Origin of the sequence: Microbacterium sp. UBA7513 (genome assembly GCF_002478345.1) — a bacterium.
Classification (GTDB): domain Bacteria; phylum Actinomycetota; class Actinomycetes; order Actinomycetales; family Microbacteriaceae; genus Microbacterium.
In genome coordinates this window covers 1-26,192 of record NZ_DLNJ01000018.1, presented here as the reverse complement: position 1 = coordinate 26,192, position 26,192 = coordinate 1, and the positions used below count along the sequence as shown (strand labels likewise).

Below are 26,192 nucleotides of genomic sequence, written 5' to 3'. Positions count from 1 at the left end.
ACCGCGGCCGCGTGGGCGAAGCGGTTGGACTGGCCGATGACGAAGTTGTCGAAGGTGTACTTCGGGTTGAGGCGGGACTCGTGGCGTAGCGCCGTCGGCTGCTCCATCGGCGACTCGGCGCGCACCGGATCCTGCCGACCGTAGTCCGCCACGGCGATCGGAGCGGTGGGCTGATCGGCGAGCTCGTGGTTGACGACCACCCGATACGACGTCACTTCCTCGCCGACATGAGCGAGGGCCTCCATGATGGGCAGGCGCAGACGCTTGTTGATCTGCGCCGCGGTGAGGTCGTTCGGCACCTCCAGGTACAGCGTCGCCGACATCACCCCGGCCGGCACCGCGAGGCTCAGGAAGCCCTGAAGCTGCGGGGTGACCCGATCGTCGGATTCCAGCAGCTCCTGCACCGTGGTCCAGATCGGGACATCGGGCTGGGCTGGTGAGGACATGGTGCTCCGGACGACGGATCGGGAAGGGGAGCGCGGGAGGGGCTGCCCTGTGGATAACTACGGATGCCCACGCTAGTCATCGGCGTCGGGAACGGCAACCTGCCGCAGAGAATCAGGTCGTGTGGCGGTTCGGTCGGTTGCTCGGGGTTGTGGATAGCTCCTGTGTGGAGGGGAGACGGGCGCCGTCAGTCGGCGTCGTATACGCAGCTGACCGTGCCGGAGTCCGAGGTCTCCTCGACGACCAGGTCATCGTTCCAGTAGATCCTGCAACCCACCGTCTGATCCTTGCTGTCGCTCGGGGCCGTGATCGTGATCCAGGTGGACGACTCCGAGGTTGTGTACTGCGCGTTTCCCACAGCCGGCCAGGGAAGCGTCCTGGTCTCGGCGTCGCTGCTGAACGTGGCGGTGACCCCGGACTGAGGTCCTGTCCCCTCGAGGAAGACCTTGTTCTGCGGCGGCGACCAGAGTCCGAGCAGGAAGACGACCAGCAGGACGAGGGCGAGGACGAGCGCGGCGAGGGCAGCTGTTAACCCGAGACCTGCCGTGCGGCGCTCGTCCGAAGGAGCGCGGCGCGCTCGGCGGGCGAGGACGACTCCGCCGATCGCGGCTGCCGCGCCGAGGACGAAGGCGGGGATCAGCCAGGGGTTCTGGAGGGCGTAGTACGGAACGGCGAGGGCGACCAGGAGGATCAGGGAGACAGCGCCGGTGGCGATCGCCGCGGTGGAGAGCGCACCTGATGCTCCGCCGTCACGGGCGGGCTCGGAACCGGAGTCGGAGGAGGGGGTCTGCTGATCGGTCATCTCGGCCTCTCGCTGGCATGGCATCTCGGCTCATCGGCGGTCGGATTAGCATATCGACGGCCGGATGGCGCCCTCGCACGCGGAGCGGCCCGGAACGGCCGTACGGTAGATTTGCCCTGTGCGCCGCCAAGACGTACCCTTAATCGGTTGACTTATGCCTGTATGGCAGTTCCCTATGTCTCCGGTCGAAGTGAATCCGGTGGCAGCATTCCCGGAGTGATCTCATGAGCAAGCGCACCTTCCAGCCCAACAACCGTCGTCGCGCCAAGAAGCACGGCTTCCGTGCCCGCATGCGCACCCGCGCCGGCCGTGCCATCCTCTCGGCACGCCGCGCGAAGGGCCGTACCGAGCTCTCCGCGTAAGCAGCTGTGCTCGCCCGCCCGTTCCGTTTGACCCGCGGGAGCGACTACCGACTGGTCGTTCGACGCGGATCGCGTTGTGGCGGGGCCCGCGTCCTCACCTCGATGCTGGCGACGGGTGAGAGCAGAGCAGCGCGTTTCGGTTTCATCATCAGCAAGCAGGTGGGTACCGCTGTGGTGCGAAACACCGTGCGCCGGCGCCTCAAAGCCGTCTGTGCGGAGGCGCTCCCGCGTGTTCCTCAGGGCACGGATGTCGTCATCCGTGCCCTTCCTGCGTCGGCGACCGCGTCGTACGCGGAACTCCGGAGTGACGTTCACCGCTGTCTGGCGCGGCTCGCGCCCGTCGAGGCCGCATCATGACCGCGTTGCCGGCGTCGTCGGTGGGCACGGGGGAGATGCACGGACGCGACGTGCTCCGAAGCATCCCGCTCCTTCCGCGCAACGCCGTGCTGGCTTTCCTCGCGGGGTACCGCAAGGTGGTCTCGCCGATGTACGGAGACGTGTGTGCGTACTACCCCTCTTGTTCCGCCTACGCTGTAGGTGCGGTGCAGCAGCATGGCGCCGTGCGGGGGGCTCTGCTCTCGGCGTGGCGCATCCTCCGCTGCAATCCCTGGTCTCGCGGAGGCGTCGACGACGTCACACCGCATCGACACTTCCGCTACGACCTGACCGCTCACGGTTTCGTCGTCCCCTCCCGAAAGGACTGATCGGTGGGTCTTGACCTTCTGTTCGCCAGTGCCACCCCCAGCCCGGAACCGGCATCCGGCGGATTCGATCTGCTCGGAACGATCCTGTGGCCGCTGAAGTGGATCGTCGAGCTCATCCTCGTCGCCTGGCATTGGCTGCTGACGGCCGTCGGTCTCCCTGCGGCTTCCGGCATCACCTGGGTCCTCTCGATCGTCGGACTCGTGATCGTGGTCCGCGCGGCGCTCATCCCGCTGTTCGTGAAGCAGATCAAGAGCCAGCGCAAGATGATGGAAATCGCTCCTGAACTGCGAAAAGTCCAGGAGAAGTACCGCGGCAAGAAGGACCAGCTCTCTCGTGAGGCGATGAGCCGCGAGACGATGGCGCTCTATAAGAAGCACGGCACGACGCCGATGTCGAGCTGCCTGCCGCTGCTCGTGCAGATGCCGATCTTCTTCTCGCTCTACAGCGTGCTGAGCGACGTCAGCAAGCACGCGACGCAAGGCATCGGCGGTGTCGGACTGCTGAGTGCCGAGCTCACGCAGGAGTTCTACGACGCGAAGCTCTTCGAGGTGGCCTCGCTGCACGAGACCCTCGGAAACGCGATCGATGCTCAGAACGTCACGGCGATCATCATCCTGGTGACCCTGGTCGTCCTGATGATCGCGTCGCAGTTCTTCACGCAGCTGCAGATCATCTCGAAGAACCTGTCGCCGGAAGCCAAGACCGGCCAGGCCTACCAGATGCAGAAGATCATGCTCTACGTGCTGCCGCTGGGCTTCATCTTCTCCGGTGTCTTCTTCCCGCTCGGCGTCGTCGTGTACTGGTTCATCTCCAACCTCTGGACCATGGGTCAGCAGTTCCTCGTGATCCGCGAGATGCCGACTCCGGGTTCCGAAGCGGCCAAGGCTCGCGAGGAGCGGCTCGCCCGCAAGGGCAAGGCGATCGACTCCTCCGGCAAGGTCGTTCCGATGGCTGCATACGAGGCCGAGCAGCAGCGTCTGCTCGAGGAGGCTGAGAAGGCGAAGGCGGCGGCGCCGAAGCGGCAGCAGCCGGTCGGCAAGAAGCGTGCGAAGAAGAAGGGGAACGCGTCATGAGCGAGGTCGTGACCGGGAGCGCAGAGCCCACTGTGGCGCAGCTCGAGAACGAGGGGGACGTCGCGGCGGACTACCTCGAGGAGCTGCTCGACATCGCCGACATCGACGGTGATCTGAACCTCGACGTCCGTCAGGGTCGTGCCTACGTTTCGGTCGAGGCCGAGGGCGATGGCCTCGCTCTGCTCTCCGCTCCGGACACTGTGCAGGCCCTGCAGGAGCTCACGCGTCTCGCCGTCCAGAACAAGACCGGCTCGTTCTCGCGTCTCATCCTCGACATCGGTGGTTCGCGTGACGCGCGCCGCCGCCAGCTCGTGACCCTGGTCGAGGCTGCAGCGGCCAAGCTCGATGAGGGTTCCTCGCAGGCGTCGCTGCCCGCGATGTCCAGCTACGAGCGCAAGTTGGTGCACGACATCGCTGCGGAGCGCGGGCTCGTCTCCGAATCGTACGGCGAGGGCGCGGACCGTCACACCGTCCTGCGCCGTCACTGACGTACCGAAGGCGAGTGCTGGCGGGTGTCTGAGACGAGCGATTCTGGCGAGAAGACCGTCGAGCAGGAGCCGACGGTCGCCGCCGACCTGTTCGGAGACCGCCTGGAGATCGCTCGGCGGTTTACGGACTCCCTCGCCCGTCAAGGGGAGGAGCGGGGCCTGATCGGACCGCTTGAGTTGCCCCGCTTGTGGACCCGTCACATCCTGAACAGCGCGATCGCCGCACCGCTCTTCCATGGTTCCGTGGCGGACATCGGGTCCGGTGCCGGACTGCCCGGTCTGGTGCTCGCCATCGCACGCCCCGACGTGTCTTGGACACTGGTGGAGCCTATGGAGCGTCGGATCACCTGGTTGACGGAGCAGGTAAACGACCTCGGGCTCTCCAACGTCACCGTTCTCCGGGCGCGTGCGGAGGACGTCCGTGCGAAGGGTGCCTTCGACGTCGTCACGGCTCGTGCGGTGAGCGCACTGCGTACCTTGATCCCGCTGACGGCTCCGCTGGTGCGCGATGGTGGTGAACTCGCCCTCTTGAAGGGCATGAACGCCGCCAATGAGATCGAGGCGGCGCGGAAGCAGATCGCGAAGTTCAAGCTCTCCGACGTTCGCGTCGAAGTTCTGGGTGAAGGACTGCTCCCGGAGACGACTCGGGTCGTCCGCGCCCGCGTACGCTGAGACGTGCACGTTTCACGTGAAACGCTCCGACCAAGGCTCGGTGCCGCCCTCGCGAGCGAAGCTCCTGGCTTCATCCTGAGGTGAACCGCGTGTCCGACCCTCTGAGTAGCGGCTAGGGCCGACGTGGAGCGCCCTTCCTCAGGGGGCGGTATAAGCCCCAGTCGGCGCCACGATGCTCCCCATCCTCGCTGCCGACGTGGTGGAACGGGGATGACAGGCCCGTGAGGTCCTCCTGGCTGTGCCTGACTCCGTCCGGACGTCTCGCTCACACGGGTGTTTCACGTGAAACGTGAGTCGTCGTCGGTATCCGGTAGTGGACGTGTCTTCGGCGGGAGGCTGTGCGCACGATCGATAGACAGGGGCCAGGACCGCTCACTCCCGCGAGCTGGGTGCACGGAGAAACGCGCTGAACGTTTGTTGACCTACGGGGCGAGCTAAGGGGTGGGGGAGCGGAGGGCCCTCTTGGGGCTGGGCGCGTCGGTCGCCGCGGCTTCGCCATGTCGCGCCTCCGAGCCTCCAACGCGGTTGTTTCACGTGAAACGGCGAGGCGACGACAAGAGGAGAAGTGGTCCCGGCGGTACACGGCCGCACGTGGGACTCGCCGTGACGGCGGTCGCGAGGCATACTCTGCTTCGCGATCACCTCGGTACGACGGAGGTGAGGACCCTTTGCCTTATGGACAAGGCGCGGGACGCGTGTGCCTGAGGGCGCTGACCACGTTCCGTCAGCCGCGGATGCAGGCGCTGACAGCAGCCCCGTCCGCCTGCGAGGTTGTCCCGGGCCTCTTTCGGTCGATGCGCGGGTGGTTGGAGTGCTGTCCGCACGGCGTTCCCGCCTCTGGCGCACTGCGGTAGCTCTGTGTTGACACTGCTGTCGGCGGTCTGGACATGGGCGTCCCACCGTCTGACGAGCTGGGTTGTCGAAACGCGGCGCGACCATCGCTGTGCAGTATCGCGAGAGCACGTGGTCGCGCCAGCTGAATCGCTGTGGCCAGTCGAGCTTCGAACATACGGGGAGCGATACGGCGCGGGCGTTTCACGTGAAACGGTCTACCGCGTCGTGCCTGAGGTCGTGCACGCTGATTGTGCTCAGAGACGAGAGAGGAGGGGCATCGGGGCGCCGGGTACATGGTTGTTCGTTGCCACAGGCCAGCGCACTTCATGTTTGCACTCCGGGCGAGAGCAGACAACACGAGAGATGACGTTGGGGAAGGGTACCGGCCGGCTCGAAGGTCGACGCCCGGGGTGGGCCGTCCGCGGACCGTCCGCACGGCTACCGTAGGGAGTCGGCAGCTCTGATGCGGGTGGCGAAGGGGCCGCGAAGTACGTCCGGGTCCCTGGAACCGACTGGGTGCGCGCTGCTCCCATCAGAACCCACGGTGGAGCGCGTCACTCGGAGTGCAGCGGATGGGAGGAGATGTCCCGACGAAGGGAGCGCGACGGGAAGGGCCCGCCATCGAGCGCACAGAAGGGCGACTGATGAGAGAGCGGCCATCATCGCTGCGAATCAGAGTGCTCTCTGAGCCGGTGCGCGTGGCGGAGCCAGGTAACTGGTTCGTACTTGGTCGCACGTTTCACGTGAAACCAATGCCTCCCGGCTCCGACAGCCTGGTTACCGGCGCCCGTCTCTCAGGGGGAGGAGACGAGAGACCGCATCGCGGATGTAATCCGAGGTCGGTCGCTGCGATTAGAGTGGAACGCGGCCCCGAAAGGAGTGGATGTTTCACGTGAAACAGTCCGAGAAGGCACCATCGAACGAATCGTTCGGGATGGACACCCCGCTCGCGCGGGAGATCGCGGATCTCTCCGCCCGGCGCCGCGCGCTGGAAGGGGTCTCCGTCAAGTTCAGTGGCGACACCCGCATCCTGACGGTGTCGAATCAGAAGGGTGGCGTGGGTAAGACCACCAGCGCCGTGAACATCGCATCCGCGCTGGCAGGTCTGGGAGCGAAGGTCCTCGTCATCGACCTCGATCCGCAGGGGAACGCCTCCACTGCCCTCGGGGTGCCGCACAACGCCGACACCCCGAGTGTCTACGACGTCCTCATCGACGAGTTCCCCCTGGCGGAGATCGTTCAGCCCAGCCCCGAGAGTCCGAACCTCTTCTGTGCGCCGAGCACCATCCACCTCGCCGGCGCTGAGATCGAGCTCGTCGCGCAGGTCGCGCGGGAGCACCGCCTGCGCCGCGCTCTGGAGGACTACCTCGCAGACCATCCCGTGGACTTCGTCATCATCGACTGCCCTCCTTCCCTCGGGCTGCTCACGATCAACGCCTTCACCGCCGCGAACGAGGTGTTCATCCCGATCCAGTGCGAGTATTACGCTCTCGAGGGCCTGAGCCAGCTACTCGGTAGCATCCAGATGATCCAGAAGCACCTCAACCCGGGTCTGCATCTGTCGACGATCCTCCTCACGATGTTCGACGGACGGACGCGGCTGGCCCAGCAGGTGGCGGAAGAGGTGCGGTCCCACTTCCCCTCGCAGGTGCTGGACACCGTGATTCCGCGCTCCGTCCGTGTGTCGGAAGCCCCCAGTTTCGGCCAGACGGTCATCGCCTACGACGGTCAGTCCGCCGGGGCGATCGCGTACCGCGAGGCCGCCGTCGAGATCGCGTCGAGACAGACGCAGAGCAAGGAGAAATAATGGCGAAGCGCACTGGACTCGGCCGCGGCATCGGCGCCCTCATCCCGACAGCGGACCAGACGGAACGTCCCGTCGACGTGTTCTTCCCCGGCGCGAAGATCGCTCCGACCCCCGAGGCTCCCTCCACGAGCGCCGACGCCGCGCCTGCGCCCGAACTCGAGGCGGTTCCTGGGATCCATCTGATCCAGGTCGACCCGCAGGCGATCGTCCCCAACCCTCGCCAGCCACGCACGCACTTCAACCCGGAGGACCTCGCGGAGCTCGTCCACAGCGTCCGTGAGTTCGGCGTGCTGCAGCCGGTGGTCGTCCGGAAGAACAACGACGGCGAGTACGAGCTCATCATGGGGGAGCGGCGCACGCGCGCCGCCCGCGAGGCCGGACTCGAGGCGATCCCGGCCATCGTCCGTGACACAGCCGACGAGGATCTCCTGCGGGACGCGCTGCTGGAGAACCTCCACCGCTCGGAGCTGAATCCCCTCGAAGAGGCGTCGGCCTACCAGCAGCTCCTGGATGATTTCGGCATCACCCAGGAGGAGCTGGCCACGCGTATCGGTCGCTCCCGTCCGCAGATCAGCAACACCATCCGCCTGCTCAAGCTCCCGGTCCCGGTGCAGCAGCGGGTGGCCGCCGGCGTGCTGACCGCCGGGCACGCCCGCGCCATCCTCAGCGTGGAGTCTGCGGAGGCGATGCAGCGTCTCGCGGACAAGGTCGTCAACGAGGATCTGTCCGTTCGCGCGACGGAAGAAGCCGCCAAGGCGCAGCCGTCGGCGGGCAAGACCCCGAAGCCGACACCTGGTGCGCGTCGGGCGTACCTGGACGAGGTCGCCGGCAAGCTCGGCGACCGCCTCAACACCCGGGTCCGGATCTCACTGGGTGCGCGGAAAGGCCAGGTCACGATCGATTTCGCATCGATCCAGGACCTGAACCGCATTCTCGAGGAGCTCGGTGAAGAAGGGTACGGCTCCGCGCGGTGACCGCGCCCCTGGTCGGGGCTGGCATAGACTCGCGTCATCTTGACGATGCGAGGGGGATGTCATGTCCAGACCAGCTGATCCAGCGACCATCAAGCGTCGCGTGATCGCCGTCAGTATCGCGGCGGCCCTGGGTGGTTTCCTCTTCGGATTCGACACCGCGGTGATCAACGGCGCCGTCGACGCTCTGGCCGGAGACGTCTCCGGATTCGATCTCGGCACCGGCCTCAAGGGCTTCGCGGTGTCGTCGGCCTTGATCGGCTGCGCTGTGGGTGCCTGGTTCGCCGGGCCCGTCTCGAACAAGTTCGGCCGCATCCCGGTGATGGTGGCCGCCGCCGCCATGTTCTTCGTCTCGGCGATCGGCTCCGGCCTCGCCTTCAGCGTCGTCGACCTCATCATCTGGCGAGTCATCGGCGGCCTCGGCGTCGGTGCGGCGTCGGTGATCGCACCCGCATACATCGCAGAGGTGTCGCCGGCAGCGATTCGCGGCCGTCTCGGCTCGCTGCAACAGCTCGCGATCGTCCTCGGCATCTTCGCCGCACTGTTGTCCGATGCCCTGCTGGCCGGCATCGCGGGAGAGGCGGACCAGCCGCTCTGGGGTCTGACCGCGTGGCGATGGATGTTCATGGTCGCGGCCATCCCCGCGCTCGTCTACGGACTGATGTCGCTCCGGCTGCCGGAATCCCCGCGCTACCTGGTGCGCAAGGGCGAGGTAAAGCGCGCTGCGGAAGTGCTCCAGACCGTCACGGGGACGATCGACACCGAGGCGAAGATCAAGGAGATCACGGGGACGATCGACACAGAGCGCTCCGAGTCGCTGCGGGATCTGCGGGGGAGCCGGCTGGGACTCAAGCCGATCGTCTGGGTCGGCATCCTGCTGTCGGTGTTCCAGCAGTTCGTCGGCATCAACGTCATCTTCTACTACTCCACGACGCTGTGGCAGTCGGTGGGCTTCGACGAGTCCAGCGCCCTCCTCACCTCCGTCATCACCTCTGTCACGAACATCGTCGTCACGATCGTCGCGATCCTCCTCGTCGACCGCATCGGGCGTCGGATCATGCTGCTCGTCGGCTCGGTCGGCATGACGGTGACTCTCGGGCTGATGGCGCTCGCCTTCTCATTCGGCACGCTCGACGCCTCCGGAACCGCGACTCTCCCCGACCCCTGGGCCACCGTCGCCCTCATCTGCGCCAACGGCTTCGTCGTGTTCTTCGGTGCGAGCTGGGGTCCGCTGGTATGGGTGCTCCTGGGCGAGATCTTCCCGAACTCGATCCGTGCCGGTGCCCTGGCCGTGGCCGCCGCGGCGCAGTGGGTGGCGAACTTCTTCATCTCGACGACGTTCCCCGCGTTCGCCGAGATCGGCCTCACGTTCGCCTACGGCTTCTACGCGTTCTTCGCGCTGCTGTCGTTCTTCTTCGTGTTCTTCAAGGTGCCGGAGACCAAGGGCCGCGAGCTCGAGGACATGAGCGAGGATGCGAAGGTGGAGCGCCGACCCCGTCGCGCACGCGCGTAGGCTGGAGGGATGACCGAGTCCGTCCCCCGTCGCGCCAGCCTGGAAGTGCTGCGCGCCGAGGCGTCGGACGAACTCGCCGTCCTCGTGCAGGAGCGCCTGCTCGGCGGCGAGGACCCCTGGGAGTTCATGGAGGAGCTGCCCAGCGTCGACGAGCTCGTCGTCTACCTGCTCCGCGCCGACAACATCACGGCAAACGACGGTGTGCGTCCGAACGCCGCGCGACACTACCGCGTGCTGCGACAGATCGCCCTCGAGTACCCGGAACTCACACCGGCCGTGTGGGGGCTCCTGGACGAGAAGCAGCGCCATCGTCGCTGGGATCCCCGCATCGCGGACGCCTCCTGACGACCGATGCTCCTCGTGCCTTCTGACCCGTCCTGGCCGCTGCGGTTCGAGGAGTTCGCGACAAGGATCCGCGCCGCCGGGGAGGACGGGTGGATCATCGAGCACATCGGCTCGACCGCGATTCCCGGGATGAGCGCGAAACCGGTCATCGACCTCGCGGTGCGCGTGGAGACGCGGGAGCGGCTCGACGCTCGTCTGCCCGAGCTGGAGGCCGCCGGATGGTGCGTCGGATATGAGCAGGTCAAGCACGACGCTGCGCGGGCGGCAGCGGACGGGGTGTCCTCCTACAACGCGGGAAAGACCGCCGTCATCCAGGAGATCGTGAACAGCGCCCGGGCCGCGCGCGGTCTCGAGCCCGTGGACGTGTACGACAAGCGCTGACCAGTACGGGCGGCCCGGAGGATGCGACAAGGGCCGCACCCGGAGGTGCGGCCCTTGTCGCGGTCGTGGGGGATCAGCCGAGGAAAGCGGCCAGATCCTGCTCGAGGGCGAACTTCGGCTTGGCGCCGATGATCGTCGTCTTGACCTCTCCGCCCTGGAAGACCTTCATCGCCGGGATCGACGTGATCTGGTACTTCATGGCCAGCTCCGGGTTCTCGTCCACGTTGAGCTTGAGGATGGTGATCTTGTCGGGGTTGTCGGACTGGATCTCGTCCAGCACCGGCGCGACCATACGACACGGACCGCACCACTCGGCCCAGAAGTCCACCAGCACGGGACCATCGGCCTGCAGCACGTCCTGCTCCCAGGTCGCCTGGCTCGTTGCCTTTGCACTCATCAGAGTTCTCCTTGTTCGAGGTTCGCCTGTTGCAACAACGGGCGAGGGAAAAGTGTTCCCGGCCGTGGTCAGGCCGTGATGACCTCGGCCGCCTCGGCCGCGGGGACCTCGACGGAGGAGTCCTCCAGGTCGGCGAGGAAGTGCTCGGCGTCGAGGGCCGCGATCGTGCCCGTTCCGGCGGCGGTGATGGCCTGGCGGTAGGTGGGGTCGATCACGTCGCCGGCGGCGAAGACACCGGGAACCGACGTGCGCGAGGAGCGACCGTCGACCCAGATCGTCCCCTCGGGCGTGAGCTCGAGCTTCTCGTGGACGAGGTGGGTGCGCGGGTCGTTGCCGATGGCGATGAACAGGCCGTCGAGGGGCAGGTCGCGCAGCGAGCCGTCCTCCGTGGAACGCAGCTGCACGCCCGAGACGGCGTTGTCGCCGAGGATCTCCACGACCTCGCTGTTCCACACGAATTCGATCTTCTCGTTCGCGAACGCCCGCTCCTGCATGATCTTCGAGGCGCGGAGGGAGTCCTTGCGGTGGATGACGTACACCTTGTCCGCGAAGCGCGTGAGGAAGGTGGCCTCCTCCATCGCCGAGTCGCCGCCGCCGACCACCGCGATGGTCTTCTGACGGAAGAAGAAGCCGTCGCAGGTGGCGCACCAGGAGACGCCGAAGCCGGAGAGGCGCTCCTCGCCCTCGATGCCGAGCTTGCGGTAGGCGGAACCCGTCGCGTAGATGATGGTCTTCGCCTCGTGGGTCGCGCCCGAACCGAGGGTGACCTTCTTGACGGGGCCGGCGACGTCGAGCTCGGTGACGTCGTCGTAGAGCACCTCGGTGCCGAACTTCTCGGCCTGCTCCTGGAACTTCGCCATGAGCTCGGGGCCCTGGATGCCCTCCGGGAAGCCGGGGTAGTTCTCCACCTCGGTCGTGTTCATGAGCTCTCCGCCGACCTCGACGGAGCTCGCGATGAGCAGCGGCTCCAGGTTCGCGCGCGCCGCGTAGATGGCAGCCGTGAATCCGGCGGGGCCGGAGCCGATGATGATGACCTGACGCATGTGATCTCCGTTAGAAAGGCGGTGCCGTCGAAAGACGTCCGACTGCTTCAACCCATGGTAACCGCGGGGCATTCCCGCGTCAGCGGCCGGGCAGGAAGCGGCGGACGAGCCCGCCGGCGGCCTTCAGCTCCGGGGCGCGGAAGACCGCGAGGATCGCGACGTACACGAGCACGACGACGAGGCCGATGACGGCCGTCGCCAGGGTGCCGGGAATGACTCCGGACGTCGCCCATCCCGTCGTCCCGCCGAGGAGGAGGAACGTGCCCCAGCCGGCGAGACCGGCCGGGATCGCGGCGATCGCGAAGAGCGCCAGGGCACGCATCCACGAGAGGACGCCCAGCCCACCGATCTTGCGGTGCAGCAGCCAGGTCGCCACGATCGTCTGCAGCGTGCTGGCGATCGACTGGCCCAGAGCCACGGCGGCAGCCAGCTGAGACAGGGCGATGATCTCCGCGGACAGGAGCCCCGCCGCGCCCAGTGCGGTCACGACGATCAACGTGCACTGGAAGATCGTGAACCAGAAGGGGGTGCGGGTGTCGTCGTAAGCGTAGAAGGTCCGCTGGACGATGAACAGGATCGTGAGCGGGATGAGGCTGATCAGATAGCACAGGAGGACGATGGCGGCTCCCTCGGCATCCGAAGGGCTCTCGGTGAAGACACGCGATGCGGGGATCGCCGCGGCCGCGACCGCGGCGACGGCGGCGACGATGAAGAACAGTAGCGTGCGGACGCTGCGCGAGATGTCTCCGCGGACCTCGTCGTCGCGACCTGCGGCCGCGTGCTCGCTGATCTGCGTGAAGTACGGGGTCCCGATCGACAGCACGATGACCGAGTACGGCAGCATGAAGATGAGCCAGGCGTTGGCCGTCACGGCGAGCGACGCCCCCGACTCCGACGCGTTGCTGACGATGTTCCCCTGGAGCACACCCGCGGACAGCGAGGCCAGGGCCATCAGGAAGGTCCACCCCGCGAGTTTGCCCACGTTGCCGAGGCCGACGCCCCGCCAGTGGAAGTCGGGACGCAGGGACAGCCCGGTCCGCCTCCAGAACAGCAGCAGGATGAGCGCCTGCACGGCGATGCCGAGGGTCGCCGTGCCGCCGAGCATCGCGATCATCTCCGGCGTCCAGTCGGCGGAGTTCCGGGAGACCGGGGAGAAGGCCCATCCCAGGATCAGGAACCCGATGATGGAGACGATGTTGTTGACGACGGGCGCCCAGGTGAAGGGACCGAAGATCCGCCGCGCGTTCAGGGCTTCGCCCAGCAGGGCGTACAGACCATAGAACAGGATCTGCGGGAGACACCAGTACGCGAGCGCGGTCGCGAGCGCCTGGGTGGTCGAGGACAGGCCCCCGGCGACGATCTGCACGAGCCACGGGGCGGCGATCGTGGCGATCGCCGTGACAGCCACCAGCACGACCGTGCCGAGGGTGAAGAGCTTCGAGATGAAGGCATTGCCCCCGTCGGCGTCTGCGGTGGCCTTGACGATCTGCGGCACGATGACCGCGGTGAGGATGCCGACGGAGATGAGGGAGAAGACGCTGTTCGGGAGAGTGTTCGCCGCGGCGAACGCGTCGGCGGGCCCCGAGTTGAACGACCCGATCACCGCCACGAGGACGATGCTGCGCAGCAGCCCGGTCACGCGCGACACCATGGTGCCGGCGCCGATGATGGCGCTGGCGCGCCCGAGACTACTCACGCGACTCCTTCGTCGGCGGGGCATCCGGACCGTCGTGGTGCTCCTGCACGGCCGCCTCCGCCTCCTTCTCCTCGATCAGTTCCTCGACGGCGGCCTCGACGGCCTGCTCCTCGATCGCCTCTCGGCGCTTCCGACGCACGGTGCGCACCACCCCGAGAGCGATGAGGAGCACGGCGAGTCCGCCGAAGACGACGAGGCCGATGGTCTCCCACTCCGCGCGCACCGCGACGCGGATGGTCTGCTCGGACTGGATCGGCACCCCGGTCGGGCTGGTGAGGCTGAGGCGCAGATCGAGCTCGCCGCTGCCGACTCGGGCCGACACCGGCACCTTCGCCCTCGTGGTCGAGTTCGCCTGCACGGCGACGTCGATCACGGGCGTCACCTCGAGGCGCGGATCGGTGGGGGCGGCGTACAGCCGCACCGTCACCGGCCACGGGAGGTCGTTGCGCACGGCGATGGGGAGGTCGGCGTTGGCCGTGAGGAGCTGGATGGTGCTGGAGTCGGGGATGCTGACGGCACCGAGCGTCTCGGTGGTGCGGGCACGATGGGCCGCGACCTTCTCGGCGAAGCCTTCCGCGGACGATCCGACCGCGATGGTCCGCAGGACCCGGATCCGCTCGGGGCTGAGCAGCACGAGGGGGTCGCTGAGGACGGTGGCGAAGGCCGTGAGGGAGCGCTCGTCGGCGAGGAGATTGGTGAGGTCGGACGCCCGGGTCGCCGCGGCCGTCTCGGGTAGCGTCACCGAGGCGGCGGGAGCCGCCCGCACCGTCGAGAGCTCGAAGCCGATCGAGTCGGCTGCCGAGATCGCGTCGCGGAGGGCATCCGCGGAGCGGTTCTCGTCGCGCTCCAGCCCGATGAGGATCGGAGCGCCGGGGGCCCGGGCGCCGGCGAGGAAGAGCCGCGCGGCCGCTTCCGCCAACAGCCCCTGACGGGGAACCGAGGCGGATTCGGTCGCCGCAGCAGACAACGCGGCCGACGTGGCGGCCTCGATGACGAGCAGGTCCTGACCGCCCGCTGTCGCATGGGCCGCACTCTGATCGCCGACGGTCTCGGACGACACGATGGTCGTGGCGGGGCGGCCCAGATAGCCGGTGAACGCCGCGAGGTCGGCCTCCGTGAGGTCGCTCTCCGGCCAGACGATCCCCGGGATCGCGCCGTCGATCTCCGTGAGCTCCTCGTCGGTGGGAAGAGCCGGTCCGTCGGTCGGCGTCGGCGACGGTTCTGCAGTGGTGCCGGGAGTGCTCGTCGGTGTCACGGCTCGCTGCTGGGGGAACGCGGCGGGATCGAGCAGCGAGGTCAGCGGCAGCGGTGCCAGCGCCTCGGGCAGACCGGCCTGCGCTTGCACCGTGAGGTCGGCATCGCCGAACTGCAGGGCGAAACGGGCGTTGGGGAGTTCGTCGAGCCGCTGCAGCCAGTCAGTCGCCGCTGAGGGGGCGGCGGTGCCCAGCGCGCGGATCGACGTGAGGATGGCAGGGTCGACCGCGAGAACCGCCGTCGTCCCGGCCACGCCGTCGAGCTGCGCGGTGAGGTCGCCGTCCGGGGCGGTCAACTCCGCGAGCTCCTCGGCGCTCAGGAGGGCACCGCCCGCCGGCGTGGCGGTGATGGGCACGATGACCCCGACCGGGCTTGTGGGGCCGGAGGTGACGACGAGGACGCTCGTCGCGGTGGTGTCCCAGGTCGTGGTGCGCTGTCCCTCACCATCCTTCGTGCCGGCGTCGCTCAGGGCAGCCCGCAGCGGGTACACCCCGGGTTTCAACGGCTTCAAGGTCTCCTGCGGCACGAACACGGTGGTGCCGGCGGCTCCGCCCGCCTCCGTCGGCTTCGTGGTCTCCTCTCCGAGGGAGAGGAAGGAACCCGCGGCCTGGCCCTCGTCCAACCATTCGGTGACGGCGTCGTCGTCGGTCAGTGGCGTGCTGCCGAGCTCGATCTCGACGCGACCCGCGGAGAGCTCCGCCTCGGTGCGGTTGTCGATCGTGACCACGGCCGACGTCGACGTCCCGGGGGCGACGGTCCCGCGCAGGCCCGCCGTGACATGCAGTTCCACCCGTTGATCGTCGTCGGCGGCCGGCTGGTCGGCCGCCACAGCGGGACCGGCGACGCCGACGACGCAGACGCCGGCGGCGACCACGAACGCCGCGAGCCGGCGCACGCGCGCGCGGAGGCCCGTCTCGGGAGTGATCGCGGTCATGAAGGTCTTCCTCGAACGCCGGGGAGAGGCGGATCGTGAGTACTGACTCTGCGATTCTAGGAGGCCGGACAGAGGAGAACCCTGAAGACGCGTAGAGTGACGGCCGTGTCCGACACCCCCGCCCCCCGCCCCGACCCGCTCCGCAGCGCCGCGCTCGCCGCGGATCTGGACGACGCCGACCTCCGCTCCGAGCCCCTGCGTCGCCTCTGGGGAGAGGAGGCGGACGATGCCCTGGGCCGTGGCCTGCGGGAGCCCATCCTGCGGGCGATCGCCGGGGACGAGGGCGTGCTCGCGACCCTCGGGCGGCTCCTGGTGCTCGGGCTTCCGCAGCCCCGAGCGGCGGTGGAGCGTGCCCTGCCCACCCTCGGCGTGGACGGTCTGGAGGCGCTGGGCCTGGCGACGATCGACGCCGACTCCGTGACTCCGATCGCGCTGCTGCGCCCGCAGTCGTTCGTCGACGAGGACGGCGTCGGGGAGTGGTGGATCGCGAGCGATCTCGACGAGGTCGCCCTCGACGGCCCGCTGCCCGCCGATCACGTGCTCGGTGTGGGCGGTGCCTCCCGCACGCTCGCCGAGACGGTCGTGCCGCTCGCGGTGGACCGTGCGCTCGACCTCGGCACGGGCTGCGGCATCCAGGCGCTCCTCGTCGCTCGGCGCGCCGGCCGGGTCGTCGCCACCGATGTCTCTCGCCGCGCCCTCGCCTACGCCGCGTTGAACGCGCAGCTCAACGGGGTCACGAACATCGAGTTCCGTCACGGGAGCATGTTCGAGCCGGTCGCCGGGGAGGCGTTCGACCTCATCGTCTCGAACCCGCCGTTCGTGATCACGCCCCGCACGGAGGGGGTGCCCGCCTACGAGTATCGCGACGGCGGACTCGTCGGAGACGCGCTGGTCGAGCAGTTCGTGCGCACGGCACCGGCCCACCTCACCCCCGGCGGCATCGCCCAGCTTCTCGGCAATTGGGAGTCCCGCACGGGGATCACGGGCCTCGCCCGGCTGGACGCGTGGGTGCCCGCGGACCTCGACCTGTGGGTGGTGGAGCGGGAGGAGCTGTCGCCCCTCGCGTACGCGGAGCTGTGGATCAGGGACGGCGGCATCACGCCGCGCGATGCCGCGTTCACTCCGCTGCTGACCGCGTGGCTCGACGACTTCGCCGCGCGGGGCGTGACCGCGATCGGCTTCGGCTACGTGCTGCTCCGCCGCGGGCAAGGGGAGCCGCTGCGGCGGTCGGAGCGGATCTCGCAGCCCGTGGCGAACGTGGGGGCGGCGCTCGGCCTCGGCCTCACGGCCCACGATGCGCTCGCCGACGGACTGCCCGACACGCTCGTCGTGGCCCCCGACGTCACGGAGGCGCGTCACCTGCTCCCCGGCAACGACGACCCGAGCGTGATAGAGCTGCGTCAGGGCGGCGGGTTCGCGCGGACGGTCGCGGTGGACCCGGCGCTGGCCGGGTTCGTCGGCGCCTGCGACGGGGAACTCCAGGTGCTGCAGATCGCCCCCGCTCTCGCCGACCTGTTCGAGGTGCCCTTCGCGCAGCTCTGGGCGGAGCTCGAGCCGCGCATCCGAGGACTCGTGCTCGACGGCTTCCTCTTCCCGGGGGAATAGTCGCGGCTTCCATGCGTTCGAATACACCATGAAGGCTTTCGGATTCCTCTCGTTCGGTCACTACGCCGACGTGCCCGGCTCGGCCACCCGCACCGCGGGCGACATGCTGAAGCAGACCATCGAGATCGCGGAGGGCGCCGACGAGCTTGGCGTCAACGGCGCCTACGTGCGGGTGCACCACTGGGCTCGCCAGGCGGCGTCCCCGATGCCGCTGCTGACGGCCATGGCCGCGCGCACCGAGCGGATCGAGGTCGGGACCGGCGTGATCGACATGCGCTACGAGAACCCGTTCCAGTTCGCGGAGGAGGCGGCCGCGCTCGACCTCATCGCGGACGGGCGCATCGCGCTCGGCGTGAGCCGTGGGTCACCCGAGACGGCGCTGCGCGGCTACGAGACCTTCGGTTTCCGCGACGACGAGGACCCGGAGCGCGGCAGCGTGCTCGCGCGGGAGAAGTTCGAGATCTTCCTGCGGGCCATCGACGGCGAGCGACTCGCCCCCGGCGACCCCCGGATGGTGGGCGCGGGACAGTACCTCGCGATCGAGCCGCAGTCGCCCACGCTGCGTGATCACATCTGGTGGGGCTCGGGTTCGCGCGCCACGGCCGAGGAGACCGGACGCCAGGGGCTCAACATGATGAGCTCGACGCTCGTGACCGAGGCCACGGGGCAGCCGTTCCACGAGCTGCAGCGCGAGCAGATCGAGCTGTTCCGCTCCGCCTACCGCGAGGCCGGCCACACCAGCACACCGCGCGTCTCGGTCAGCCGCAGCGTGTTCCCGCTCGTGTCGGATATGGACCGCGCCTACTTCGGGCTGCGCAGCGAGGAGAACGCCGACCAGATCGGCATCATCGACGGGTTCCGCTCCACGTTCGGCAAGACCTACGCCGCGGAGCCCGACGTCCTCATCGAGCAGCTCCGGCAGGACGAGGCCGTCATGGCCGCGGACACCCTCATGCTCACGATCCCGAACCAGCTCGGGCCGGAGTACAACCTCCACGTGCTCGAGGCGTTCGCGGAGCACGTGGCGCCGGCCCTCGGGTGGAAGCCCAACACGGAGGGTCCGGTCCAGGGCGACCCCGTGACCTGATCCGGTATGGCGGTCCGGCTCTTGACAGCGGCCGCGCGACGACCGACGCTGGGGACGGCGCGCCGACTGGCGCCCGTCCCTACTGCTTCGGAGGCACCATGACCCGCGTGCGCGTCGACCTCAACATCACCCTCGACGGCTTCGCCACGACGACCGACCAGACGCCGGAGAACCCCTTTGGCGAGGACTGGGGACGCCTCACCGCGGCCTACACGGCGACCCGCACCTTCCAGGAGCGTGTCTTCCGCGACACGAGCGGTGCGGGCACCACCGGGGTGGACGAGAAGTACGCGGCGCAGTACTTCCAGGGCATCGGCGCCGAGATCATGGGGGCCGGGATGTTCGGGCTCCACGCGAACCCGGACGACCCGGAGTGGCGCGGCTGGTGGGGCGAGGAGCCGCCGTTCGAGGTGCCGGTGTTCGTCCTCACCCACACGCCGCGACCGCCGATCGAGTTCGCGAACGGCACGAGCTTCCGCTTCCTCTCCGCGACCCCGGAGGAGGCGCTGCGGGAAGCCGTGGCCGTGGCCGGAGGGCGTGACGTGCGCGTCGGCGGCGGGGCGACGACGGTCCGGGAGTTCCTGCGCGCCGGGCTCGTCGATGACCTGCACGTGGGCATCACCCCCATCCTCACCGGCAGCGGCATCCGGCTCTGGGACGACCTGCGGGGCCTCGAGGCCGGCTATCGCGTGACGTCCGAGGTCGCGGAGTCCGGGGTGACTCACATCACGTTCTCCCGCGCGGACTGAGGCTCCGGCGCGCGGTCGCAGAATCGCACCGGGGTCGCGGGAACTCCCGGAAACCCTGCGACCTCGTGCGGAAATGCGATCTCAGAGCGGAGGGCCGAACAGCTCCTCGCCGTGCTCGTGGAGGATCCGGTACGCGTCGGCGAAGGTCTCCGGTTCCTTCTCGCCCGGCGCGCCGTACCGGGCGAGAAGGAGCCCGAGGAGGCCGCGGGCGGGAGGAGTGAGCGGCTTGAGGTGATCCGCCTCGTTCGGCTGCGGGGTGCCGGCCTCGGGGTTCGGCGGGGTGTACGCGGGCGTGGTCACGGGCCAGTCGGCCGGGTGCCGCGGCTTGTCGAGGTTGACGACGTTGAGCAGCGTGTTGGCCGACTGATCGCGGTCGTTCAGCGGCTCCAGGCCGTGCAGGCGCGACAGCGTGGCCGTGACCGATCCGTGGTGCATCTCGTCGTGGATGATCGTGCCGCGCCGCGTGTACGCCGACACCGCGATCGCCGGGACACGACAGCCGAGCCGGTCGAACGTGAAGCCCATCTCCCCGGCGCCGGTGTCCTTCGTGGGTTTCGTGGCTGCGGGTGGCGGCACGTGGTCGTAACAGCCCCCGTGCTCGTCGAACGTGATGAGCAGCAGCGTGTTCACGGCGTTCGAGCCGCCGGGCGTCGCGCTCGTGCGCACGGCCTCGTAGACGTCGTGGATGAGCCGATCGCCCGCCCGCACATCGGAGATGGCGCTGTCGTACACAGGGTCGCCGTCGACCACGCTCGCCCGCGGCTTCCCGAACGGCGGATGGAAGTCGTTGTGGTCGTAGACCATTCGCGGCTCGATGAATGCGTACGCCGGGAGGGTGCCGTTCTTCGCGTCGGCGTAGAAATCCTCCATCGTGCCGAAATGATCCGTGCGCCAGTACTTCTCCAGCACCGCCGCATGCAGCATCCCCGTGAACGAGACGAGCTGGAGTTCGTCGATGTAGATCCGCCAGCTCACCTTCCGATCTTCCAGGCGGTTGAACACGGTCGGCGCGGCTGGGGCGTCGAGCCACTTCCGGTAGCCGCCGCCGGCCTGGTTCGTCACGAAGCCGTGCGAGGTCGACGCATGGAAGAAGGAGCGGTTGCAGAAGGTTTGGGAGGGCACCCCGGCGTACCAGTGGTCGAACACGGCGAACTCGGCGGCGAGGGTCGAGAGCACCGGGAGCATCTCCGGGGAGAACGAGCCCATGATGTGCCGCGCCTCGTCCAGGCCCGGCTCCTTCCCGTCCCGCAGCCGGCGGAAGTTGATGATGTAGTCCTCGAGGAAGCCGGACATCGTCGCCTTCTCGCCATGGGTGGGGGCGTTGAAGGGCGTGGTCATCTGGTCGACGAACAGGTCGGCGTTGGTCTTCGGGTCGACGGTGCCGAAGATCTGCGTGTTGACGTGCGGGTACTCCTCACCCGGGTCCGGATCGGGGAGGCTCATGATGCGGTCGGTGTCGCCCCGGTAGACGTGCGCCTCCACGACCGTGCCGTCCGGGGCGGTGTTGCTGTACGAGCCGAAGTCGAGCCCCTCGAACGTCTCGCCCTGCGGCACATTCTGCTTCGTGTAGAGGTAGCCGAGGAGGTTGTCGAACGAACGGTTCTCGCCCATCACGACGACGAGGTGGTCGAAGCCCGGCTCGCTGCGCGGAGTGAGGGCGGCGAAGGGATCCGGATCGTCGGCGAAGCCGTCCCGTCCCCCGGCGACGGAGGCCCCGATCGCCGCCCCTCCCGCTCCTCCGATCACCGCTCCCGCCAGGGCGGCGCCGCCCGCGGCGAGGAATCCGCGCCGGGAGGGGTCGCGGGGAGGGGCGTCGGAGGGGCTGTCGGCGTCGACCATGCCGCGATCCTACGACCGTCCCCTCCGAAATCGTCCCGTTCTGGGTTCGCGATCTCGGGTGAGTGCGTCGATTCAGATGTCGGCGTAGTCGTTGGCGCCGCTCTGGATGCCGGTCACACGCGGGGTCGGCGACGTTCCCACGGAGACCGTCGGTGTCGGATCGGACGCGGTCTCGACCTGGACGCACGCCGTCAGTGCCATAGCGAGGAAGATGACGGCGCCGGTGAGAGCGGAGGCGCGGCGGAGAGACCGGTGCATGACGCGAGCCTAGAGCGAGGATGCCTGGCCGTGCACGACTTCGGAGATTCGTGTCGACGCGCCGGGGCCGCCCCTCCGGGTGCGGCGTGTCGGCCGAGAACTCCGAAGTCGTGCACGCGAGGGACGGCACGGGCGCCGCCGAGAGACCGGCGGCGCCCGTGGAGGGAGGGAACCGGTTACGCGGCTTCCGTCGTCTCGACCTCCGCGGTCGCACGGCGGCGACGCAGGGCGAACAGGCCGAGGCCGGCGGCGAGCAGCACGATGGCCCCGATGACGAACGGCATGCTGTCGGCGCCCGTCGTCGCGAGGTCGCCGTCGGTTGCGCCACCCGAGCCGTTCTCGCCGGGGACGACCGCTCCGCCACCGGCCGCCGCGGTGACGGTGAGGGAGGCCGTCACCTCGGTGCCGTCGGGGAGGATCACGGCGAGCGTGTGCGTTCCCGCCGGAGTTCCGGCGGGAATGGTGACAATGCGCGAGAACGTGCCGTCGGCCGCGACCGTGACCGTGCCGAGGGACACCGGGTCGGACCGCAGCTCGAGGGCGACCTCGGCGCCGGCCGCGAAGCCGCCGCCCGACACCGCGAGAGTGCCCCCGGCCACGACCGAGGATGCGCCGAGCTCCACCGTCGCCGGCTTCTCGGGCTCCGGCTCCTCCGTGACCGGCGGGGTGACGCCGGCCTCGGTGACCCACTTCTCGCCGGCGTCCGACTTCGTCACGGTGAACGTGTCGTACACGGCACCGACGGGGAGGTCCGTCGTGGCGTCCGGCTGCTTCTCGGCCAGATACGACCGGTAGACGAGCTGGTTCTTCGAGACGTCGATCACCTGGTACGTCGTCACGCCCTGACCGCGCAGCACCTGGGTGGCGCCGTTGTTGGTCCAGACGTTCTTCTCGGCGGTCTCCAGGTCGTAGTGCTTCGCGCCGGAGTTGGAGACCACGTAGACCGGTCCCGTGGTGAGGCCGGGGGTCTCGGTCGCATCCGTGTTCACGTAGCCGCGGGCGTACGTGTGGTCGTGGCCCATGAGCACGAGGTCGATGTCGTTGCGCTGGAACACCGGCAGCCACTCGGCGCGGAGCACCGGCTCGTCACGACCGGCCGAGGCCGAGAAGACCGGCTGGTGGAAGGTGACGACGTTCCACTTCGACGGGCTGTTCTGCAGCAGCAGGTCGAGCCAGGCGGCCTGGAAGCGCGTCCACAGGGTGGCGATCTGCGACGACGGGCACTCCGCCCCCGTGCAGGACGGGAGCCCGGCCGGGGTGAGGAAGGTCGTGTCGCGGGTCGCGTTCAGGGTGATGAAACGGACGCCTTGGTAGTCGGTGTAGTACGCGGTCTCGGCGGCGAACGAGCTCCAGTGATCGAAGAACGCGCGGTATTGCTGCGCGACGGCGGAGTCGCCCTTCGCGAGGTTCGCCAGCTCGCCGATGGAGCTCGTCGACGGGTTGTTGTGCGGGTACTCGAATGCGGCCTTCCAGGCCGTGAGCAGCTTGTCGCCGGAATACTCGTGGTTGCCCGGAGCGGCCATCACGTTGGTGCGGACGGCCGAGTCCTTCATGCCCTTGAACCAGTTGACCCACTCGTTCTCGTTGCTGGAGGTGTTGATGAGGTCGCCGGCGTGCACGGAGCCGATCGACCGGGGAGCCTGCGCCTCGGCCTGCTTCACGACGCTCGGCCATGTGGTGTCGAGACCGATCTGGGCGTCGCCGTAGTAGATGAACTGGAAGTCGCTCGCCTTCGGGTCGGCGGTGCGGAACTCGTACCAGTCGCTCCAGCTCCCGGGGAGACCCACCCGGTAGCGGTAGGCGGTCGCGGGGGTGAGGTCGGTGACCGTGGCCGAGAAGTGCTTGTTCGGGTTGCCGTTCACCACTCCGGCGTCGTAGGCATCGACCGTGCGGGTGTCCCCGCCGGACGCGAGGCCGATCTCGACCTGGCCGACCGTGTGCGACGCGTCGCCGGCGAGCCAGGAGAACGACTGCGACACCTCCGGCTTCTCGGTCGGGGTGAGGATGACGCGAGTCGGCGGGGCGACGACGGTGGTGCCAGGATCGGAGGCCTTCACGAGGGTGAGCGACGACATGTCGAAGTAGATGTCGGAGCTCGACGCGCGGTCCTGGAACAGCGACACGGCGATCGTGTTCGTGCCGTCGCGGAGCAGGTCGCCCTCGGCGCTGAACGTGCTGGTCAGCGGGTCGCCGTTGGAGTCGCCGGCGTACTCGACGTTGGTGGTGTCGGTGATCCGGCCGTCGACGTAGCGGGCCACTTCTTCGCCGTTGATCCACACGATGAGCGCGTCGTCGAAGGTGACGGTGCTCTGCAGGACGGCGACCTGCTCGGCGACGCCGGCCTCCAACTCGAATGTCGTACGGAAGAAGTAGGTCGGGACCGTCGGGGCCGCCGAGCCGTCGAGGTAGTGGTTGAGGAGCGTCTTCGGGGTGTGCGGCCCGACGGGGGCGAGCGTACCGCTCTTGGCCCCGAAGCTCCCGGGCGCGGTCTTCCACGCGCTGTCGTCGTAGGCGGGCAGGGTCCAGTCGCGCAGCGCGGCCGGGGCCGGTGACGGGTCGGAGCCGTCGTCGAGATAGTGCCAGGGCGTGTCGCCGGTGACGAGCGATCCAGTCGGCACCTCGGGGTCGGGCGCGGCGAGGGCCGCGGGGGCGACGACGGCGCCGCCGAGCACGGCGAGCAGCGCGACGGACGTCAGTCCGCGACGCCGCCACCGCACCGCAGGGGTGGGGGAGGTCATGTCTGTCCTTCGTGGGTGGGTGTCCGTGCTCAGCCGCACGGGGCGTCCCCAGCCCAGCGGAGGCGGATGACGGAGGTCTGACATCGAGGCGACGGGGAGGTGAACGGGGGTGCGTCAAGGGGCGGCCGGTACGCTGGAACCCATGCTCAACATGGCCGACGGCCTCGCGCGTCTCGGCGCGCTCGCCGAGAATCCCGTCGTCCGCACCCTCGCGGAGGCCTTCGACGAAGCCGGTTTCGAGCTGGCCGTCGTGGGCGGTCCGGTGCGCGATGCCCTGCTCGGCCGCGAGACGCACGACCTCGACTTCACGACGAGTGCCTCGCCGGACGAGATCCTCGCGATCGTGAAGCCGGTGGCATCCGCGCACTGGGACATCGGTCGGGCCTTCGGGACCATCGGCGCCCGGGTGCGCGGCGAGCAGGTCGAGATCACGACCTATCGCGCCGACAGCTACGACGGCGTGACGCGGAAGCCGACGGTGGAGTTCGGCAACTCGATCGACGGCGACCTCGTCCGCCGCGACTTCACGGTCAACGCGATGGCCCTCCAGGTGCCCGCGGTGAAGCTCGTCGATCCGACCGGCGGTGTCGAGGACCTCGTGGCGGCGGTGTTGCGGACACCGACCGATCCCCGGGTGTCGTTCGGCGACGACCCGCTCCGTATGCTGCGCGCCGCCCGGTTCAGCGCGCAGCTCGGCTTCACCGTGGCGGAGGACACGGAGCGGGCGATCACCGAGCTCCGCGAGACCCTGAGGATCGTGAGCCCGGAGCGCGTGCAGTCCGAGCTCGTACGCCTCATGCAGACCGACGACCCCGTCCGCGGCATCCGGGTGCTGGTGGAGACCGGACTCATCGACGAGTTCCTCCCCGAGGTCAGCGCGCTCAAGCTCGAGGTCGACGAGCACCACCACCACAAGGACGTCTACGAGCACTCCCTCACGGTGCTCAGCCAGGCCATCGCGCTGGAGCAGGCCAGGAACCCCGGAGCCGGGCCGGACGTGCCGCTGCGGATCGCGGCTCTGCTGCACGACATCGGAAAGCCCCGCACGCGCAAGCTCGAGCCGGGTGGCGCGGTCACGTTCCACCACCACGACGTCGTCGGCGCCCGGATGGCCCGCAAGCGGCTGCAGGCCCTGCGCTTCGACTCGGCGACCACGGACGCCGTCGCGACCCTCATCGAGCTGCATCTGCGGTTCTTCGGCTATGCGGAGGGGGCGTGGACGGATGCCGCCGTGCGCCGCTACGTCCGCGATGCCGGGGACCTGCTGGAGCGGCTGCACATCCTCACGCGCGCCGACGTCACCACGCGGAACAAGCGCAAGGCCGCCCGCCTCGCCGCCGCCTACGACGACATCGAGTCCCGGATCGCTGCGCTCCGCGAGCAGGAGGAGCTCGATGCGATCCGTCCCGAGCTCGACGGCAACCGCATCCAGGAAGTGCTCGGCATCTCTCCGGGCCGGGAGGTCGGCGAGGCGTACAGGTTCCTCCTCGATCTGCGCCTCGATGAGGGCGTGGTGGGCGAGGACGTCGGCCCAGTCGACGACCGGGCCGTCGAGCACGGCCCGGCTGACGAGCGGGGCGAGCTCGGAGCGGTCGAGCACCTGGAGCACGATCGCCCCGCCCATCGACCACCCCACGAGCACGACGTCGCGGGCGCCGTGCTCCAGGGCGTAGGCGACGGCGGCGTCCACGTCACGCCACTCGGACAGCCCGAGGCCGTAGAGCCCGTCGTTGGAGGCGGGCGCCACCTGGTCGTTGCGGTAGGACGGGGTCAGGCAGGTCAGGCCGGCGCGGTGCAGGGCGGCGACCCCGCGCACGGTCTCCTCGCGCCCCGCCCCGCGGCCGTGCACGAGGACGGCCCACCGGCTGCCGTCGACCCGTCCGTTTGGCGGGGGCACCAACCAGGACGGCAGCGGACCGATCTCGCTGGGGACGTCCACGTCGAGGGTCGGCAGACCGAGCGCCTGCCCCGGCCCGAGCGCGTAGTAGTAGGAGTGGAACCGGGCCGGGCCGGTGCGCAGGCGCCCGAGGTCGACGCCGTGCAGCCGCCGGGTGATCGTGCCCTGCCCGGGGTGGTCGGCCAGGATCCGGCCGAACCTCACGTGCGACTGCCCGCCGTCGAGGAACAGGCCGTACTTGCCGGGCATCACCGTCTCGGCCGTGCGGCTCAGCGTGACGCTGCGGTCGTCGAAGGCC

Annotated in this window: 22 protein-coding genes and 3 pseudogenes; 15 read left to right on the top strand and 10 right to left on the bottom strand. The window is 69.0% G+C overall.

Annotation, left to right across the window (positions count from 1 at the left end; translation table 11 throughout):
* Positions 1 to 86 (bottom strand): annotated as a pseudogene (locus B2W79_RS17650) (DnaA ATPase domain-containing protein); the annotation flags it as partial.
* Between the two features lie 545 nt (positions 87 to 631).
* Positions 632 to 1,246 (bottom strand): phage holin family protein, encoded by a 615-nt coding sequence (locus B2W79_RS09915; protein WP_292789117.1) that lies wholly within the window; start codon positions 1,244 to 1,246, stop codon positions 632 to 634.
* A gap of 224 nt (positions 1,247 to 1,470) precedes the next feature.
* On the opposite strand from B2W79_RS09915, the gene rpmH reads away from it, so the two are divergent.
* The 11 genes from rpmH to B2W79_RS09860 all read left to right on the top strand — a co-directional run bounded on the left by rpmH (position 1,471) and on the right by B2W79_RS09860 (position 10,397).
* Complete coding sequence (rpmH, locus tag B2W79_RS09910) at positions 1,471 to 1,608, top strand: 50S ribosomal protein L34 (RefSeq protein WP_022879826.1); 138 nt, start codon at positions 1,471 to 1,473, stop codon at positions 1,606 to 1,608.
* A 6-nt stretch (positions 1,609 to 1,614) separates the two neighbouring features.
* The gene (rnpA, locus tag B2W79_RS09905; RefSeq protein WP_083391819.1) at positions 1,615 to 1,965 is read left to right on the top strand and encodes a ribonuclease P protein component; all 351 of its coding nucleotides are present in this window, start codon (positions 1,615 to 1,617) and stop codon (positions 1,963 to 1,965) included.
* A complete protein-coding gene (yidD, locus tag B2W79_RS09900) occupies positions 1,962 to 2,312 on the top strand; it encodes a membrane protein insertion efficiency factor YidD (protein ID WP_062637723.1) in 351 nt (116 codons plus the stop codon). Before rnpA ends, yidD begins: the two co-directional genes overlap by 4 nt.
* 3 nt (positions 2,313 to 2,315) lie before the next feature.
* Positions 2,316 to 3,386, top strand: coding sequence for a membrane protein insertase YidC (gene yidC / locus B2W79_RS09895; RefSeq protein WP_292789093.1), 1,071 nt, complete (start codon positions 2,316 to 2,318; stop codon positions 3,384 to 3,386).
* A complete protein-coding gene (locus B2W79_RS09890; RefSeq protein ID WP_071329770.1) occupies positions 3,383 to 3,874 on the top strand; it encodes a protein jag in 492 nt (163 codons plus the stop codon). Before yidC ends, B2W79_RS09890 begins: the two co-directional genes overlap by 4 nt.
* Before the next feature lie 24 nt (positions 3,875 to 3,898).
* On the top strand, positions 3,899 to 4,546 hold the full coding sequence (gene rsmG, locus B2W79_RS09885; protein ID WP_071329771.1) for a 16S rRNA (guanine(527)-N(7))-methyltransferase RsmG: 648 nt from the start codon (positions 3,899 to 3,901) through the stop codon (positions 4,544 to 4,546).
* A 1,717-nt stretch (positions 4,547 to 6,263) separates the two neighbouring features.
* The gene (locus B2W79_RS09880; protein ID WP_396654769.1) at positions 6,264 to 7,187 is read left to right on the top strand and encodes a ParA family protein; all 924 of its coding nucleotides are present in this window, start codon (positions 6,264 to 6,266) and stop codon (positions 7,185 to 7,187) included.
* Positions 7,187 to 8,161: a ParB/RepB/Spo0J family partition protein gene (locus B2W79_RS09875; protein ID WP_292789084.1), complete on the top strand. Its 975-nt coding sequence runs from the start codon at positions 7,187 to 7,189 to the stop codon at positions 8,159 to 8,161. Before B2W79_RS09880 ends, B2W79_RS09875 begins: the two co-directional genes overlap by 1 nt.
* Before the next feature lie 61 nt (positions 8,162 to 8,222).
* On the top strand, positions 8,223 to 9,671 hold the full coding sequence (locus B2W79_RS09870; protein WP_218138570.1) for a sugar porter family MFS transporter: 1,449 nt from the start codon (positions 8,223 to 8,225) through the stop codon (positions 9,669 to 9,671).
* A gap of 9 nt (positions 9,672 to 9,680) precedes the next feature.
* Positions 9,681 to 10,016, top strand: coding sequence for a tryptophan synthase subunit alpha (locus tag B2W79_RS09865; protein ID WP_292789077.1), 336 nt, complete (start codon positions 9,681 to 9,683; stop codon positions 10,014 to 10,016).
* Positions 10,017 to 10,031: 15 nt separating this feature from the next.
* Entirely contained in the window at positions 10,032 to 10,397 is a 366-nt protein-coding gene (locus B2W79_RS09860) for a GrpB family protein (RefSeq protein ID WP_292789075.1), read from the top strand.
* Between the two features lie 73 nt (positions 10,398 to 10,470).
* Here the strand turns inward: B2W79_RS09860 and trxA are convergent, their stop codons facing one another.
* From trxA to B2W79_RS09840, 4 genes are all read right to left on the bottom strand, one after another.
* Positions 10,471 to 10,794 carry a thioredoxin gene (trxA, locus tag B2W79_RS09855; RefSeq protein ID WP_025102859.1) on the bottom strand — a complete coding sequence of 108 codons (324 nt, stop codon included), beginning with the start codon at positions 10,792 to 10,794 and terminating at the stop codon, positions 10,471 to 10,473.
* 68 nt (positions 10,795 to 10,862) lie between these two features.
* Positions 10,863 to 11,837, bottom strand: a complete 975-nt coding sequence (trxB, locus tag B2W79_RS09850; protein ID WP_136051230.1) for a thioredoxin-disulfide reductase — start codon at positions 11,835 to 11,837, stop codon at positions 10,863 to 10,865.
* Positions 11,838 to 11,916: 79 nt separating this feature from the next.
* Positions 11,917 to 13,533, bottom strand: a complete 1,617-nt coding sequence (gene murJ, locus B2W79_RS09845; protein WP_292789070.1) for a murein biosynthesis integral membrane protein MurJ — start codon at positions 13,531 to 13,533, stop codon at positions 11,917 to 11,919.
* Positions 13,526 to 15,721, bottom strand: coding sequence for a DUF6049 family protein (locus B2W79_RS09840; protein ID WP_292789067.1), 2,196 nt, complete (start codon positions 15,719 to 15,721; stop codon positions 13,526 to 13,528). The genes murJ and B2W79_RS09840 overlap by 8 nt, the downstream gene beginning before the upstream one ends.
* Positions 15,722 to 15,817: 96 nt before the next feature.
* Here B2W79_RS09840 and B2W79_RS09835 point away from each other — a divergent pair, with 96 nt between their 5' ends.
* The 3 genes from B2W79_RS09835 (at position 15,818) to B2W79_RS09825 (ending at position 19,162) form a co-directional block, all read left to right on the top strand.
* Complete coding sequence (locus B2W79_RS09835; RefSeq protein WP_396654768.1) at positions 15,818 to 17,326, top strand: class I SAM-dependent methyltransferase; 1,509 nt, start codon at positions 15,818 to 15,820, stop codon at positions 17,324 to 17,326.
* Positions 17,327 to 17,354: 28 nt separating this feature from the next.
* On the top strand, positions 17,355 to 18,413 hold the full coding sequence (locus B2W79_RS09830) for an LLM class flavin-dependent oxidoreductase (RefSeq protein ID WP_292789060.1): 1,059 nt from the start codon (positions 17,355 to 17,357) through the stop codon (positions 18,411 to 18,413).
* Between the two features lie 98 nt (positions 18,414 to 18,511).
* Positions 18,512 to 19,162: a dihydrofolate reductase family protein gene (locus tag B2W79_RS09825; protein WP_292789057.1), complete on the top strand. Its 651-nt coding sequence runs from the start codon at positions 18,512 to 18,514 to the stop codon at positions 19,160 to 19,162.
* 81 nt (positions 19,163 to 19,243) lie between these two features.
* Here B2W79_RS09825 and B2W79_RS09820 read toward each other — a convergent pair whose 3' ends face one another.
* The 3 genes from B2W79_RS09820 to B2W79_RS09810 all read right to left on the bottom strand — a co-directional run bounded on the left by B2W79_RS09820 (position 19,244) and on the right by B2W79_RS09810 (position 23,997).
* A complete protein-coding gene (locus B2W79_RS09820) occupies positions 19,244 to 21,001 on the bottom strand; it encodes an alkaline phosphatase family protein (RefSeq protein WP_292789054.1) in 1,758 nt (585 codons plus the stop codon).
* A gap of 72 nt (positions 21,002 to 21,073) precedes the next feature.
* Positions 21,074 to 21,259, bottom strand: coding sequence for a hypothetical protein (locus B2W79_RS09815; protein WP_292789053.1), 186 nt, complete (start codon positions 21,257 to 21,259; stop codon positions 21,074 to 21,076).
* A gap of 176 nt (positions 21,260 to 21,435) precedes the next feature.
* Entirely contained in the window at positions 21,436 to 23,997 is a 2,562-nt protein-coding gene (locus B2W79_RS09810; protein WP_292789051.1) for a purple acid phosphatase family protein, read from the bottom strand.
* Positions 23,998 to 24,139: 142 nt separating this feature from the next.
* Between B2W79_RS09810 and B2W79_RS09805 the strand changes: the two are divergent.
* Positions 24,140 to 25,522: pseudogene (locus B2W79_RS09805) on the top strand (CCA tRNA nucleotidyltransferase); the annotation flags it as partial.
* A 54-nt stretch (positions 25,523 to 25,576) separates the two neighbouring features.
* Here B2W79_RS09805 and B2W79_RS17600 read toward each other — a convergent pair.
* Positions 25,577 to 26,143, bottom strand: a pseudogene (locus B2W79_RS17600) (alpha/beta hydrolase family protein); the annotation flags it as partial.
* Between the last annotated feature and the right edge of the window lie 49 nt (positions 26,144 to 26,192).

Excerpts from the sequence above, each read along its gene's own strand:
- B2W79_RS09890 (WP_071329770.1), top strand. The coding sequence starts at position 3,383 with ATGAGCGAGGTCGTGACCGGGAGCGCAGAGCCCACTGTGGCGCAGCTC.
- B2W79_RS09840 (WP_292789067.1), bottom strand. The coding sequence starts at position 15,721 with ATGACCGCGATCACTCCCGAGACGGGCCTCCGCGCGCGCGTGCGCCGG.
- B2W79_RS09810 (WP_292789051.1), bottom strand. The coding sequence starts at position 23,997 with ATGACCTCCCCCACCCCTGCGGTGCGGTGGCGGCGTCGCGGACTGACG.
- B2W79_RS09870 (WP_218138570.1), top strand. The coding sequence starts at position 8,223 with ATGTCCAGACCAGCTGATCCAGCGACCATCAAGCGTCGCGTGATCGCC.
- rpmH (WP_022879826.1), top strand. The coding sequence starts at position 1,471 with ATGAGCAAGCGCACCTTCCAGCCCAACAACCGTCGTCGCGCCAAGAAG.
- B2W79_RS09825 (WP_292789057.1), top strand. The coding sequence starts at position 18,512 with ATGACCCGCGTGCGCGTCGACCTCAACATCACCCTCGACGGCTTCGCC.
- B2W79_RS09880 (WP_396654769.1), top strand. The coding sequence starts at position 6,264 with ATGTTTCACGTGAAACAGTCCGAGAAGGCACCATCGAACGAATCGTTC.
- B2W79_RS09875 (WP_292789084.1), top strand. The coding sequence starts at position 7,187 with ATGGCGAAGCGCACTGGACTCGGCCGCGGCATCGGCGCCCTCATCCCG.
- B2W79_RS09830 (WP_292789060.1), top strand. The coding sequence starts at position 17,355 with ATGAAGGCTTTCGGATTCCTCTCGTTCGGTCACTACGCCGACGTGCCC.
- B2W79_RS09815 (WP_292789053.1), bottom strand. The coding sequence starts at position 21,259 with ATGCACCGGTCTCTCCGCCGCGCCTCCGCTCTCACCGGCGCCGTCATC.
- B2W79_RS09820 (WP_292789054.1), bottom strand. The coding sequence starts at position 21,001 with ATGGTCGACGCCGACAGCCCCTCCGACGCCCCTCCCCGCGACCCCTCC.
- trxA (WP_025102859.1), bottom strand. The coding sequence starts at position 10,794 with ATGAGTGCAAAGGCAACGAGCCAGGCGACCTGGGAGCAGGACGTGCTG.
- B2W79_RS09915 (WP_292789117.1), bottom strand. The coding sequence starts at position 1,246 with ATGACCGATCAGCAGACCCCCTCCTCCGACTCCGGTTCCGAGCCCGCC.
- yidD (WP_062637723.1), top strand. The coding sequence starts at position 1,962 with ATGACCGCGTTGCCGGCGTCGTCGGTGGGCACGGGGGAGATGCACGGA.
- B2W79_RS09865 (WP_292789077.1), top strand. The coding sequence starts at position 9,681 with ATGACCGAGTCCGTCCCCCGTCGCGCCAGCCTGGAAGTGCTGCGCGCC.
- trxB (WP_136051230.1), bottom strand. The coding sequence starts at position 11,837 with ATGCGTCAGGTCATCATCATCGGCTCCGGCCCCGCCGGATTCACGGCT.